Raw genomic sequence first — 14,166 nt, 5'->3', positions numbered from 1 at the left:
CGCCGAGCGGGGTGCCCCTTGGGGGTTCGCCGTCGTGGGTGAGCCCCAGCTCGTTGCCGTAACCATCAATTGAGGAACCCCGACGGCGAGAGCCCGGTCCGCGAGAGCGGCGCCGGTTCAGGCGCAAAAAAAGGGAGACACGTGAGGTACAGGGAAGCCTTCGACCGGGACGTGCGGGTCGAGGACGTGTGGATTCCGACCCGCGACGGGACCCGGCTGCACGCCCGCGTCTGGCGGCCGACGGACGCGGAGACCGCCCCCGTACCCGCCCTGCTGGAATACCTCCCGTACCGCAAGAGTGACTGGACCGCCCCCCGCGACGCCCAGCGTCACCCCTGGTACGCCGGCCACGGCTACGCCTCCGTACGCGTCGATCTGCGCGGCAGCGGCGACTCCGAGGGCGTGATGCGCGACGAGTACGACGAGACCGAGCTGGCCGACGGCGTGGACGTCGTCAACTGGCTGGCCGAGCAGCCGTGGTGCACCGGCAAGGTGGGGATGTTCGGGATCTCCTGGGGCGGGTTCAACTCGCTGCAGATCGCCGCGCTGCGCCCCGAGCCGCTGAAGGCGATCGTCACCGTGTGCTCCGCCGACGACCGTTACGACAACGACGTCCACTACATCGGCGGCGCCGTCCTCGGCATCGACATGCTCGCCTGGGCGGGCACGATGCTCGCGTTCACCGCCCGCCCCCCGCACCCCGCCTCCGTCGGCGAGGACCGCTGGCTGCCGATGTGGCGGGAACGGCTCGACGCGCTGGAGCCGTATCTGCACACCTGGCTCGCGCACCAGGAGCGGGACGCGTACTGGCGGCACGGCAGCGTGTGCGAGGACTACGCGGCGATCGACGCCGCCGTGCTCGCGGTCGGCGGCTGGGCCGATCCGTACCGGGACACCGTGCTGCGCCTGGTGGAGCACCTCGACGCGCCGGTGCGCGGGCTGATCGGCCCCTGGTCGCACCAGTACCCGGACCGGGGACTGCCGCCGGGCCCGGCGATCGGGTTCCTCCAGGAGACGCTGCGCTGGTGGGACCACTGGCTGAAGGACACCGACACGGGGGTGATGGACGAGCCGCTGCTGCGGGCCTGGATCAACGACCCGGTGCCGCCCGCCACCTCGTACGAGACGATGCCCGGCCGCTGGGTCGGCGACGACGCCTGGCCCGCCCCGTCCGTGACCTGGGACGAACGCCCCCTGGGAGGCGACGGGCCGGTGATCGTACGGTCCCCGCCGCACACCGGGCTCGACGCGGGCCGCTACTTCCCCTTCGGCAACGCCACCGATCTGCCGCCGGACCAGCGGGAGGAGGACGGCCGCTCGGTGTGCTTCGACTCGGCGCCGCTCACCGAGCGGGTGGAGATCCTGGGCCGCCCCCGCGTACGGCTGCGGCTGGACAGCGCGACCCGGCGCGCCCACGTCATCGCGCGCGTCTGCGACGTGGCGCCCGACGGCTCGTCCACCCTCGTCACCCGCGGTGTGCTCAACCTGATGTCCCGGCACGGCCGGGAGCAGGCCGTGGAGTGGGAGCCGGGGCGTTACGAGGACGTCGAGTTCGAGCTGAACGGGACCGGCTACGCCTTTCCGCCCGGGCACCGGGTCCGGGTCGCGGTCTCCGACGCGTACTGGCCGTGGGTCTGGCCGCACGGCGAGCGCGGGCAGCTGACCGTACAACCCGGCGAGAGCGCGCTGCTGCTGCCGGTACGGGACCCGGGCGCGGACGCCGCGCGGGCGCCGATCACCTTCGAGGAGCCCGAACAGGCCCCGCCGCTGGCCGTGACCGTGGAGGCCCCCGCCGAACCCCGCCCGGAACGCACCGTCACCCATGACGTCGCCACGGGCGAGTGGGTGCTGGATGTGGACCCCAACTACGGTGGTTCGCGCACGTATCCGGACGGGCTGCGGTACGAGGAGAGCGCCCGCGAGACGTACCGCATCCGCTCCGAGGACCCGCTGTCGGCCGTGGCAAGCTCGCGGTGGACGATCCGGCTGCGGCGCGACGGCTGGGACGCGGAGATCCACACCGCGACCGAACTGCGTGCCACGGCGGAGGAATTCATCATGGACAGCAGTGTCGAGGCACGGGCGAACGGAGAGACAGTGGCCAACCGCGCATGGCAGCACACGATCCCGAGGACATCCGCGTGACGTCGTCCTCCGATCGGGCTTCCGGCCGCCGCCCCCCGCGCCGCGCCGTCGCGGCCTCGGCCCGCACCCGGCAGCCGACCGAGGTACGGCGCCGGCTGATCGTGGAGGCCGCCGTTCCGCTGATCGCGGAGCGGGGCACCGCGGGGGTCGGGGTGCGCGAGGTCGCCGCCGCGGCGGGGGTCTCGGTCGGCACCGTCACGTACCACTTCGGGAGCGTGCAGGAAGTCCTCTCCGAGGCCATGGTCCTGCACATAGAGCGCTACTACGCCGCCCTCACCGAGGCCGCCGACCGCGCCACCAGCGGCGCGGAGGGGCTGCGGCTGGTCATCGACGCGCTCTTCACGGACGACACGGACCGGCACTGGCGGATGTGGTTCGACTACTGGAACGCGGGCGAGCGCGACCAGACGTTCGCCCGCGGGCAGGCCGAGCGGTACGAGAGCTGGCACGGCGAGATCCGGTCGCTGGTGGAGCGGGGCTGCGCCGAGGGCGACTTCCGCTGTGCCGACCCGGCGGACTTCACCTTGCGCTTCTCGGCCCTCGCCGACGGCCTCGCCCTGCGGCGGCTCCGGCAGGTCCCGGCGCTGAGCGTCGAGGACGCGCGACGGCACCTGTGGCGCTTCGCCGAGGCGGAGCTGGGCGGCTGAGCGGTGGTGCCGCTACCGGGCCGGACCCGGTTCGGCGGACCACGCCCCCGGGCCCGGCGCGACCGTATACGGTTCGGTCCGAGGCGGGCGGCGGGGTCGTTCGCGCTGTCCGGACGTGAGGCTGAGCCAGCAGGGGGTGCCGGTGTGGCGCAGGAACCGTGGGCCGAACTCGGGGAAACCATCAGCGCTGTTCGCGCCGAGTTGCAGAGCGCGATGGAGGCGGGCGCGCAAGAGACCCTGAAATTCAGAACCGGCCCCGTGGAGCTGGAGTTCACCGTGGAGGTCAGGAAGGAGGGCGGGGCCAGGGCCAAGGTGTTCGTCCTCCCCTGGACGGCCGAGGCCCAGGGCACGGCCGCCGTGGGCCGGACCCACCGCGTCAAGGTCACGCTGCAGCCGGTCGACGGCGACGACAACGACCTGAGGATCTCCGCCGACTCTCCACGGCGCCCGGAATGACCTCGGACGATCCGCGTGGAACGGCTCGTCAGGTGAAGGGACATGACGGGGAATGGACCAGGCCAGGGTCATGGAAATCTGGAATCCGGCGCTCGGGAAGTCGGGCAGCGGATACCTGATCGGTGACGACGTCGTGCTCACCGCGCTCCACGCGGTGGAAGGGGTCCGGCCGCGCGGCACTGTGGACGTCCGGCGGCTGGATCCCGAGAGCCGTACGGTGTGGACGACCGCCGAACTGGTGTGGTCGCCGGAAGCGGAGGCTTCCCCGGCGTCGCAGGAGGCGGACGGCGCGCTGCTGCGGATCACCGGGCCGGGCTGGCGACCGCCGGCGACGCCGCCGGTGCGGTTCGGGCGGATCGTGGGCCAGGACCGCGTCCCCTGCCTCGGGCTGGGCTTCCCCAACGCCGTCGCACGCCCCGACCATGCGCGGGACACCATGCCCATACGCGGCCATGTGGACCCGCTGCACCGCATGAAGTCGCGGATGACCACGGTGCACGTCGACGTGGGCATCGTGCCGGGCCGCTCGGGGTGGCGCGGCAGCTCGGGCACCGGGCTGCTGTGCGGCCCGCACCTGGTCGCGGTCGTGACCAGGGAGATGGGCCTCGCCCCCGGGGTGCTGGAGGCCGTACCCGTCAGCGTCCTCGCCGAACTGTCCGGATTCGAGCAGACCTTACGGGCCTACGGAGTCCACTTCGTCACCGAAGACATCGGTGGGACCGCTCCGGACGCCGACGACGACACGGACTTCGCGCCGATAGCCATGCCCCCGCCCTCCTCGTGGCAGCGCATGAGGAAGCTGCTGGTGCCCGCCGCGGCGGGCACGACGACGACCCTGGCGCTCCTGGCGCTCTCCCCACCGGCGTCGGGCGCCACATGGCCGCTCGGGTCGACGCTCTCCGGCGTGCTGACCACCTGGGGCATCGGACGGCTCCGGGGCCCGCGACCGGTGGCAGGCGGCCGGGAAGCCGCGCTCCAGCGGCTGGGCGAGACCGTCCGGGGCGAGGTGGACCGGCGCCGTTGGCAGCTGCTGGGCAACGACAGGAAGGCCATCAACGTCACTTTCGTCACCCTGCCGCAGAGCGGCAGGGACGCCGACGGGGCCTGGCCGCGCGGAGACTTCGACGGCATCGCCCGATACCTGGCCGCTCTCCGGCCGAAGCGCATGGTCATCACGGGCGGCCCCGGCTCGGGCAAGACGCTCCTGGCCTACGAACTCGTCCACCGCGTGCTCGACCGCAAGCGCTACGACGGTCCGGTGCCCGTGCCGGCCGGCCTGTCGGAGTGGGACACCGGCGTGACGTTCGCCGACTGGTTCAGCGCCCGGGTGGGGAGTGAGTACCTGGGCGGTTCCGACGCGACGGCACGGGACCTGCTGGCATCCGGGCGCATCATGCCGGTCCTGGACGGCCTCGACGAGATGGACCTCCCGGGGAGCGGGCGGCACCGGGCCCGCACCGCGTTGGCCCAGCTCAACCGGTTCGCCGGACCGCTGGTGCTGACCTGCCGTTCCGATGAGTACACCGAGCTCAGCCGCGCCGATCAGCGTCTGCTGGACTGCGCGACGGTGCGCATCGAGACCGTCCAGCCCGTCGACGGGCGGCGGTTCCTGGTCGAACGGGCCACGAACCGGGCCCGGCTCGCCGGGATGAAGGACGACCTCTTCACGGCGGGCACGGTCACCAAAGAGGTGCTGTCCTCACCATGGATGCTCACGCTGGCCTCACTGGCGTTACGGACCGAGGCCGGAGCCGCGACACTCCGCTCGTTCATCCGGGTGCCGGCCTCGGGCGGCCCCGAGCAGGCCAGACTGCGCGCGGCGCTGCTGGAGGAATTCATCCCCTCCCTGTGCGAGCCGGACCCGGCGGACCGGCGCCGGCCGTACCGGGCACCAGCCGTGACCCGGTGGCTGCGGCTGCTCACCGCCGGCCCGCGCGGCGGCGGCGCGGCCCCGGCCGACGGCGGCCCTTCCACCGCGCCGCCCCACAGCCTGGCCATCCACACCCTGTGGTCGGTCGCCGGGCCCCGCAGCGCCCGCTACGCCGCCGCGGCGATCACCCTCGCCTGCTGGCTGCCCGCCCTGCTCCTCCTGACGGTCTGCCTCCACCGGAACCACACGCTGCCGCTGCCGGGCGCGGTCCTGCTGGCCCTGCTGCTTCCCGCTCCGCTCCTGTCGGCCTGGAACGCGCGCGCACGGTACGTCGAGCCCCGCCGCATCCTGTTCGGGCGCCTGCGCGGCGGACTCGGCTGGAGCCGGATCGCCCTCGGCGTCACCCTCGGCGGCGTCCTCATGCTGCCGCTGACGGCGCTGTTCGGGCCGGGTTTCGCGCTGACCGCCGGAGCCGGGTTCGCGGTCGTCTTCGGCTTCGGCCTGGCGCTGTCGGTGCGGGCGGACATCGACCGCCGCCACCTGGTGGGCGCCGGTACTCCGTCCGCCCTGGGGGTGACGGTGGCGGCCGGATTCCTCGCCGCTCGCCTCGGCGACTTCATCGGCCTCATCGCCGGATGCGGCGCCGGGGCGATCGGACTGGCGGTGGGGGTGCCCGCGGGGCTGCGCTCCGCCCGGCGCCACAACGGCGGAGAGCCGGACCCGAACCCGCCCGGCGTGCCCACGCCGCTCTCACCGCTGCGCAACGACGCGATGGCCGGGGTCGTGTCCGGTGCGGTCGTAGCGGCCCTCACGCTCTACGCGACGCTGCGCGTCGAGTGGTTACAGGTCTCCTGGCCCCTCGCCGTCACCACCGCCCTCGCCTGCGGCGTAGCCGCCGGCCCTGGCTTCGTCGCGGTCACCATCCGCCAGTACGCCGGCCTGATCGCGGCCACCCGCGGAAAGCTGCCGCTGCGCCTGGCCGGCTTCCTGCGCTGGTGCGACGAGCGCGGACTGCTGAGATCGGCCGGCACCGTCTACCGGGTGCGCCATGACGAACTCCTCGAATGGCTCCAGCGTTGATCTTCGGGTCGTGAGGGACCTTCCGTCGCCTCGGGCCAGGGCGTAGTCGGCGCGGGGCGGTCGAGGACGGTGTCCTTGCTACGGGCGCCTGGGTGGCGCGGGCTCACTTCTTCTGGACGGGCGGGCAGGTGCCGGTGTCGGAGCCGATGCTGTTGATGGTGGCGTTGTCGCGGGAGTCCTCGCCGTAGTTGATCTGGTCGGTGCACTTGACGCCGTCGATGTTGGGGGTGCCCTCGGTCTGGTCGCCCTGGACGGGCGGGCAGGTGCCGGTGTCGGAGCCGATGCTGTTGATGGTGGCGTTGTCGCGGGGGTCACCGCCGTAGTTGATCTGGTCGGTGCACTTGACGCCGTCGATGTTGGGGGTGCCCTCGGACTTCTCGCTCTGCACGGGCGGGCAGGTGCCGGTGTCGGAGCCGATGCTGTTGATCGTGGCGTTGTCCCGGGGGTCGCCCGCGTAGTTGATCTGGTCGGTGCACTTCATGTCGGGCTTGTTCGGGACCCTCTTCGAGGCTTTGGCGCCATCGGCCTTGTCCGAGGAACCGGGGGACTGGGCGGCGCTCGCCGAGGTGCGGTCCTGCGAGGACGACGCGTCCTTCTCGTTGCCCTGGCAGGCCGTGAGTCCCAGCGCGGCAACGGCGATCGCCACGGCGGCTGCGGCCTTGCGGGCACGGAGGGTGGAAAAGTGCGACATGGGCTTCCCCGTATCTGTCGAAGCGGTGGTGCGGGCTCGTGACAACGAGCCTGTCGGCCGCCGCTGTTGAACCGCCGCCGTACTGCTAACGCCCGGCTAACGCCCCGGACGCTTGGCGTGAGTCCCTTGCCGGGGAGCCGCTGCGACCGGCTCAGGCGACGGAGACGGTGATCAGGACGGGCTCGGCCGTACCGGCGTCGCGGAGGACGTCGGCGAAGACCTCCGCCGTCCACGCGGCGACATCCGGGGACCACTCGCGGGCCCCGCACCGGAAGGCCAGCTCCTGCCGCATCCCCTCGGCCTGCACCTGTCCGGCCAAGGGCCGCGCCAGCCCCGCGTCCGTGCCGGGGGCGTCGGCCGTCTCGACGGTCATCCGTTCGTACACCCGCGCCCGCGCCCCCTCGCACAGCTCGTCCGCCCGGCCGCACAGCCCGGCCGAGGGCCGCGCCGACACCGTCACCGCGAGCCGGGCCGCGCCGTCCGGGTCGGCGAGGGCGAACCAGTCGGCCACGGTGGCCAGTTCGGCGCGGACATCCGCCGTGCCGTGAAGCGGTACGAGCGCGTGCAGACCGGTCAGGCGAACGGCGCCGACGCGGCGCAGCGCGTCGGCGAGGACGGTCACCACGGGCAGCAGCGGCAGCCGCCGTCCGCGCGCCCGCCCCGGGAGGCGGGCCTGCAGCCACGCCAGCTCGCGCACCCGGCCGTCCTGGGTCCAGTCGCCCCCGGCGTCGTTGTGCTCCCACAGCTCCGCGTTGGCCGCCGCCGCCCGGCCGAGGAGGGTCGAGCTGAAGCCGTATGCGGTGGCCCGCTTGGTGGCCAGACTGAAGACGTCCTCGTCGAGGTCGTATGCGGCGCTCGCGCGCTCGAACCAGGGATGCCGGTCCAGGACCCCGTGCAGCCCCACAATGAGCGTGGGGTCTTTGGCGGCCCCGCGACCGGCATCCCTCATGTCGTCTCCTCGATGGCTCAAAGGCCGCAGCGCACCGTCACGGCCTTGGTGACCGCCTTCTCCGGCGAGTCGCTGACGCCAATGATGTCCACGTCGATCAGGCTGCGCCACTGCCGCTTCTGCGCGTTCGCGCAGGTCTTGCGGACATTCGCCCGGCGAGAGCTACCGCCGCCCGACTTGACGGTCTTCTGGCCCTTGGCCACCGAGCGCCACCGGCCGCTGCCCTTCTTCATCTGCAGCCAGATGGTCACCTTGGCCTTGGTGCCCGCCCCGCTGACCTTGATCCACCAGCCGTGGGCGGACGCGGTCCTGGGCGGCGTGCTGGAGACATGAACGCGGTCACCGTTGGTGATGTACGTCCCGACCTCGGACGGCGCGGCAGGCGCGGCCATCGCCGGTGTGGTCGTCAGGCCCCCGGCGATCAGCGCGGCCGACGCGGTTGATACGAGAAATATGCGCATGCGCACGAAACTTCCCCCTTTTGCTCCCCGTTTGGTATGCGAACTGACGGGTTGTCGCACACAGGGGCAAAGGTTACTCGTGAGTCATGAGGCGGGCAAACTGTTTCATGGAGGCCATGCGGCCATAGTTCCGGAAGCCAACGTCCGTGAGTAAAACCTGACGTGACGGTGACTCATCCCCTCGGGCGATCCCATCGGGGTCTCGGTAAGCGTCAGCTCCGGCGGTCGGTGACACGTCGTACCGCGCGCCCCGCCAGGGTGTCCGTGCGGCGGCCGTCCTCGATGACGAAGCGGCCGTCGATGAGGACGTGGGGGATGCCGATCGGCAGGGTGCGGGGGGAGTCGAAGGTGGAGCCCGCCGCGACCGTCTGCGGGTCGAAGAGGACGAGGTCGGCGCGGTAGCCCTCGCGGACCTCGCCCCGGTCGGGGAGGCGGAGGCGGGCGGCGGGGCGGCTGGTGAGGTGGGCGACGCATTCCTCCAGGGAGAGGATGCCCAGTTCGCGGACGTAGCGGCCCAGGTACCGGGGGAAGGTGCCGTACGCCCGGGGGTGGGGCTTCGCGCCGTGCAGGATGCCGTCGCTGCCGCCCATGTGGACGGGATGCTTCATGATCGCCTGGACGTTCTCCTCGTGGCCCACGTGCTGCAGGATCGTGGGGCCGAGACGGTCCTCCAGGAGCAGGCGGCGGGCGGTGGTCCACGGCTCCTCGCCGCGTTCGCGGGCGCTCGCGGCGACCGTCTTGCCGACGTAGTCGCCCAGGGAGGGGTCGCTCACGCCGGAGATCTCGATCGTGTCCCACTCGATCGGCACGCCGTGGCAGCCGTCCGCCCCCTCCACCTCCATGACGTGCCGGATGCGCTCGGCCTCCGTGTCGTCGCGCAGCCGCGTGAGGATCGCCTCGGGGCCGCCCTCGGCGGCCCAGCTGGGCAGCTGGGCGACGAGGGTGGTGCAGCCGGGGAGGTAGGGGTAGGTGTCGAGGGTGATGTCGGCGCCGTCGGCGAGGGCGGTGTCGAGGAGGGCGAGGAGTTCGGGGGCGCGGCCCTTGTTGACGCCGAAGTTCATGGTGGCGTGGGCGAGGTGGAGGGCGCAGCCCGCCTCACGGGTGACGGCCACCATCTCCTCGTACGCGCGCAGGGCGCCCGCGCCGTAGGAGCGGTGGTGCGGGCAGTAGTAGCCGTCGTACGCCGCGACGACCCGGCACAGTTCGGTGAGTTCGGAGTCGGTGGCGTACATGCCGGGCGTGTAGGTGAGGCCGGAGGACAGGCCGACGGCGCCCTGTTCGAGTCCCTCGGCCACCAGCTGCTTCATCCGGGCGATCTCGGCGGGCGTCGCGTCGCGGTCCTCCCAGCCGAGGGCGAGCATGCGGACGGTGCCCTGGGGGATGAGGTACGCGGCGTTGACGGCGATGCCCCGGCCGTCGAAGCCGTGGTCGAGCCGGTCCAGGTACTCGCCGACGGTGCGCCAGGTGAAGTCGATGTCGGAGCCGTCGCCGTTCCAGCCGGTGATGGCGGTGCGGATCTGGGCGAGCGTGCGGTCGTCGACGGGGGCGTACGACAGGCCGTCCTGGCCGATGACTTCGAGGGTGACGCCCTGGGCGGCCTTCGCCGAGTGGTCGGGGTCGCGGAGCAGCGCGAGGTCGCTGTGCGCGTGCATGTCGATGAAGCCGGGGGAGAGGGCGAGTCCGTCGGCGTCCAGGACGCGGCGGGCGCTGGGCCGCGCGCCGCCGCCCTCGCGGACGACGGCGGCGATCCGGCCGCCGTCCACGGCCACGTCGGCCCGGTAGGCGGCACCGCCGGTGCCGTCGATGACGTGCGCGTCGCGGATGACGAGGTCCATGTGTCCCCTTGCCTCTCTCACAGTGGATGCTGCCGGTGGGCTAGAAGAAGGTGCGGATGTAGTCCGTGACCGTGCCGTCCGCCTCCGCCAGTGGGATCATCTGCCACTTGTCGAAGCTGGTGCAGGGGTGGGAGAGGCCGAGGGCGACCCAGTCGCCGACCTCCAGCTGGGCGCCCTCCGCGACCGTGACCCAGGCGTGCTGGTCGGAGAGGGAGGTGACGACGAGGCCGTGGGCGGGGCGGACGGAGCCGTCGCGGGCGGAGCGGACGAGCTGGGGCTCGGGCATGTGGAGGTCGTACGCGGCGTCCCGCTTGCCCGCGTTGAGGAACGCCTGCCCGGGTTCGGGGCTGGAGACGACCTGGGCCCAGAGGCGGAAGGCGGGCTGCAGATCGCCCTCCTCCGGGATGCGGTTGAAGGGGGTGATGTGCCGGTAGTGACCGTCGTCGTGGGAGACGTACGCGCCCGAGCGCAGCAGCTTCAGGACGGGCCGGGAGAGCGCGGGCAGCTCGGCGAAGACATCGGCGACGGCGTCGAACCAGGCGCTGCCGCCCGCGCTGACGACCACCTCGTCCACGCCGTCGAAGCGGCCGGCGGCGTCGAAGTCGGCGGCGAGCGCGGTGAGGCGGCGCAGCCAGGCCCGTACCCGCTCGCCGTCCGCCTGTCGTACCTCGCCCTCGTAGCCCGCGACGCCGACCAGCCGCAGCGTCCCGGCGGCGGCCACCGCGTCGGCGACGGCGGCGCACTCGGCCTCGTCGCGGACCCCGGTGCGCGCGCCCTCGCCCGCGCCCAGCTCGACCACGACGTCGACGGGCCGCCCGGCGCCGGCCTCGCGGAGGGCCGCGTCCATCAGCTCCACGCCGCGCGTGGAGTCGACGTAACAGACGAATCGGAAGCCGGGGTCGGCGTCGAGTTCGGCGGCGAGCCAGTGGAGGGCGGCGGCGTCGACGACCTCGTTGGCGAGGAAGATCCGCTGGATGCCGAAGGCCCGGTAGATCCGCACGTGGGAGGGGACGGCGGCGGTGATGCCCCAGGCGCCGTGGGCGAGCTGGCGCTCGAAGAGCTGCGGGGCCATGGAGGTCTTGCCGTGCGGGGCGAAGGCCAGGCCGTGGGCGGCGGAATAGCGCTCCATGGCGAGGAGGTTGTGTTCCAGTGCCTCGGCCGACAGCGCCAGTACGGGGGTGGTGAAGCCGCCGGTGAACAGGGAGCGGCGCTCGGCGGCCAGCTCGCCCACGGTGCGGCCTCCGGCGTCCGGCGGCAGCCCCTTGAAGCGGTGGTCGACACGCTCCTCGGCGAGCCGGGCGACGGCCGGGTGCGCGGCGGGGCGCACGCGGTGGTCGGCGGCGCGCTCGCTGTGGTCGGTGGCCATGGAGGTGCCTCCCGTACATTTCTGGTTGCACTGTCTGCAACGTTCATTGCGTATAACGCTTAGCGCTGTTTAACATCCGGCCAAGCACCGGGTCAACGGTGCGTGCCCCACCCAGATGCGCAAGGAGCGAGACTGATCGTGCGCCCAGCCCCGAGTGTCGACGTCGTGTGCCTCGGCGAGTCGATGGTGACCTTCGTGCCGTCCCGGCCGGGCCGCCTGGCGGAGGTACCCGCCTTCACGCGGGGGATCGGCGGTGCCGAGTCCAACGTGGCGTGCGGGCTGGCGGGCACCGGGCACAGCGTGCGCTGGATCAGCAGGGTCGGTACGGACGGCTTCGGCGACCATCTGCTGACGGAGATCGCGGCGGCCGGGGTGGACGTCGGCTGTGTCCAGCGCGACCCGCGCCGCCCCACCGGCATCTACTTCCGCACGGCGGGCGAGCGGGCGGTGGAATCCGGGGCTCCCACCTCCGGGGTCCCCGCCTCCGGGGCTCCCGGAGACGACGGCGAGCAGCCGCTCGCCGAGGTCGTCTACTACCGCGCCGGATCCGCCGCCGCGGCCATGTCCCCGGCGCTCATGCCGCACGAGGAGACCTGGTCCGGCCGGGTGCTCCACCTCACCGGCATCACCGCCGCCCTCTCCGCCGACTGCCTCGCCCTGATGCGCGAGCTGACCACCCGCGCCCCCGGCCGGCCGCTGGTCTCCTTCGACCTCAACTACCGCGTCTCGCTGTGGGAGGACCCGGAGCGGGACGAGGGTCCTGATGTGCTGCTCGACCTCGCGCGCGGCTGCGACGTGGTCTTCGTCGGCGAGGACGAGGCGGAGGCCGCCTGGGGCATACGCGGCGGCGCCGCCGCGATCCGCGAGGCCCTGCCCGAACCGGAGGTGCTGGTGGTCAAGCAGGGCGCCACCGGGGCCACCGCGTACGCCCGCGGGTCCGACGGAGCCGACGGAGCTGACGGAGCCGACGGAGCCGGTACGGACGCGGGCGGGGCGGCCGACACCGTCACCTTCGCGCCCGCCCTGCGCGTGGACGTCGTGGCCCCCGTCGGGGCGGGAGACGCCTTCGCCGCGGGCTTCCTCTCCGGCACCCTGCGCGGCCTGCCCGTCGCGCAGCGGCTGCGCCACGGCCATCTGATGGCGGCCGCCGCCCTCACCGTCCCCGGCGACCTCGGCACCCCGCCCTCCCGCGCCTACGCCGACCGTTTGGTGACCCTGGACGACGCCGCGTGGGGCACACTGCGATTCGGTCCCGGCTGGGCAGACCCGGCGCACTCGGGGTCCGATACCACGGTGGTGGAGGTCATCGACTCATGAGCCAGACCGTCGACCGAGCGCTGAGCATCCTGCCCCTGCTGGCGGAGGGGCCCGCCAATCTGGAGCGGGTCGCCTCGCGGCTCGGCGTGCACAAGTCGACCGCGCTGCGGCTGCTGCGCACGCTGCACGAGCACGGCATGGTCTATCGCCAGCAGGACCAGCGCTACCGCCTCGGGGCCCGCCTCTTCGCGCTCGCGCAGGAGGCGGTGGAGAACCTGGACGTACGGGAGATCGCCCACCCCTATCTGGTCGCGCTCAACGAGCGCTGCGGACACACCGTGCACCTCGCGGTGTACGAGGAGAACGAGGTCCTCTACATCGACAAGGTGGAGAGCCGCTACCCGGTCCGGATGTACTCGCGGATCGGCAAACCCGTCGCGATCACGGTCGCGGCGGTCGCCAAGCTGCTGCTGGCGGACCTGCCGGAGCCCGAGCGGCGGGCGCTGGCCGAACGGCTTCCGTACCCCGCGTACACGTCCCGTTCCACCCCGAACGCCACCGCGTTCCTGCGGGAGCTGGAGACTGTGCGGGAGCAGGGCTGGGCCACCGACCTCGGCGGCCACGAGGAGTCGATCAACTGCGTCGGCGCGCCCATCCGGGGCGCGGACGGCCGGGTCGTCGCCGCGTGCTCGATGTCGGCGCCGAACGTCGTCGTCACCGCGGACGAACTCCTCACCCTGCTGCCCATGGTGCGCGGCACCGCGGAGGACATCAGCCGGGAGTACTCGGGCGGCGCCCCGGCCCGGCCGACCCACGAACCAACCGACGAAGCAACCGAAACAACACCCGAGAAGAGAGCCGAGGAACCCTCCTCATGACCGAGAAGCTGAACAAGACCGCGATCACCCCGGCCACGCACACCGCCCCGCCCGCGAAGTTCTCGCACGGCGTCAAGAAGGGCAACATCCTCCAGGTCGCCGGTCAGGTCGGTTTCGGCCCCGCGGTCCCCGGTCAGGCCCCCGCCCCGGTCGGGCCGACCCTGCGCGAGCAGACCCTGCAGACCCTGCGCAACGTGCAGTCCGTGCTGGAAGAGGGCGGGGCGAGCTGGGAGGACGTGATGATGATCCGCGTCTACCTCACCGACACCGGCCACTTCGCCGAGTTCAACGAGATCTACAACGAGTTCTTCGCGGACCTCAAGGAGGCCCCGGCGGCCCGTACGACGATCTACGTCGGCCTCCCCGCCGGGCTGCTCGTCGAGATCGACGCCCTCGCCGTCCTCGGCTGAGCAGGCCCTGATACGCCCGGGGCGGGCGGCGTCCGTAACCCGCCTGCCCCGGGATCCCCCATACCCACCGTCGTCGTCGCCGGGACCAGACCCCTGATCACCCGCACCTCGTCCTCCCCCG

Annotated in this window: 12 protein-coding genes; 7 read left to right on the top strand and 5 right to left on the bottom strand. The window is 72.8% G+C overall.

Going from position 1 to position 14,166, the window contains the following annotated elements; all coding sequences use genetic code 11:
• Positions 1-141: 141 nt before the first annotated feature.
• From ASC60_RS08200 to ASC60_RS08185, 4 genes are all read left to right on the top strand, one after another.
• Complete coding sequence (locus ASC60_RS08200; RefSeq protein WP_055548279.1) at positions 142-2,145, top strand: CocE/NonD family hydrolase; 2,004 nt, start codon at positions 142-144, stop codon at positions 2,143-2,145.
• Complete coding sequence (locus ASC60_RS08195; protein WP_055548277.1) at positions 2,112-2,792, top strand: TetR/AcrR family transcriptional regulator; 681 nt, start codon at positions 2,112-2,114, stop codon at positions 2,790-2,792. Before ASC60_RS08200 ends, ASC60_RS08195 begins: the two co-directional genes overlap by 34 nt.
• A 144-nt stretch (positions 2,793-2,936) precedes the next feature.
• Positions 2,937-3,248 (top strand): trypco2 family protein, encoded by a 312-nt coding sequence (locus tag ASC60_RS08190; protein WP_234356841.1) that lies wholly within the window; start codon positions 2,937-2,939, stop codon positions 3,246-3,248.
• A 52-nt stretch (positions 3,249-3,300) separates the two neighbouring features.
• The gene (locus ASC60_RS08185; protein WP_055548275.1) at positions 3,301-6,198 is read left to right on the top strand and encodes an NACHT domain-containing NTPase; all 2,898 of its coding nucleotides are present in this window, start codon (positions 3,301-3,303) and stop codon (positions 6,196-6,198) included.
• A 103-nt stretch (positions 6,199-6,301) separates the two neighbouring features.
• Here ASC60_RS08185 and ASC60_RS08180 read toward each other — a convergent pair whose 3' ends face one another.
• From ASC60_RS08180 to ASC60_RS08160, 5 genes are all read right to left on the bottom strand, one after another.
• The gene (locus ASC60_RS08180; protein WP_055548274.1) at positions 6,302-6,889 is read right to left on the bottom strand and encodes a hypothetical protein; all 588 of its coding nucleotides are present in this window, start codon (positions 6,887-6,889) and stop codon (positions 6,302-6,304) included.
• Between the two features lie 151 nt (positions 6,890-7,040).
• Entirely contained in the window at positions 7,041-7,838 is a 798-nt protein-coding gene (locus tag ASC60_RS42665; protein ID WP_055548272.1) for a hypothetical protein, read from the bottom strand.
• Positions 7,839-7,855: 17 nt separating this feature from the next.
• Positions 7,856-8,299 (bottom strand): hypothetical protein, encoded by a 444-nt coding sequence (locus ASC60_RS08170; protein ID WP_234356869.1) that lies wholly within the window; start codon positions 8,297-8,299, stop codon positions 7,856-7,858.
• Between the two features lie 212 nt (positions 8,300-8,511).
• Positions 8,512-10,134 carry an amidohydrolase family protein gene (locus tag ASC60_RS08165; protein WP_055548268.1) on the bottom strand — a complete coding sequence of 541 codons (1,623 nt, stop codon included), beginning with the start codon at positions 10,132-10,134 and terminating at the stop codon, positions 8,512-8,514.
• Positions 10,135-10,174: 40 nt separating this feature from the next.
• Positions 10,175-11,500 (bottom strand): alanine racemase, encoded by a 1,326-nt coding sequence (locus tag ASC60_RS08160; RefSeq protein WP_055548266.1) that lies wholly within the window; start codon positions 11,498-11,500, stop codon positions 10,175-10,177.
• 183 nt (positions 11,501-11,683) lie between these two features.
• On the opposite strand from ASC60_RS08160, the gene ASC60_RS08155 reads away from it, so the two are divergent.
• From ASC60_RS08155 to ASC60_RS08145, 3 genes are read left to right on the top strand one after another with little or no spacing between them, the layout of a single operon-like run.
• Positions 11,684-12,817, top strand: coding sequence for a sugar kinase (locus ASC60_RS08155; protein ID WP_234356868.1), 1,134 nt, complete (start codon positions 11,684-11,686; stop codon positions 12,815-12,817).
• Positions 12,814-13,635: an IclR family transcriptional regulator gene (locus tag ASC60_RS08150; RefSeq protein WP_055548262.1), complete on the top strand. Its 822-nt coding sequence runs from the start codon at positions 12,814-12,816 to the stop codon at positions 13,633-13,635. Before ASC60_RS08155 ends, ASC60_RS08150 begins: the two co-directional genes overlap by 4 nt.
• The gene (locus ASC60_RS08145) at positions 13,632-14,045 is read left to right on the top strand and encodes a RidA family protein (RefSeq protein WP_055548260.1); all 414 of its coding nucleotides are present in this window, start codon (positions 13,632-13,634) and stop codon (positions 14,043-14,045) included. Before ASC60_RS08150 ends, ASC60_RS08145 begins: the two co-directional genes overlap by 4 nt.
• Positions 14,046-14,166 lie beyond the last annotated feature (121 nt).

Origin of the sequence: Streptomyces sp. NBRC 110028, from assembly GCF_001417735.1 — a bacterium.
In the GTDB taxonomy this organism is placed as follows: Bacteria; Actinomycetota; Actinomycetes; order Streptomycetales; family Streptomycetaceae; genus Streptomyces.
Note: the sequence above shows the minus strand (reverse complement) of the source record. Positions and strands in the feature narration are given on the sequence as shown.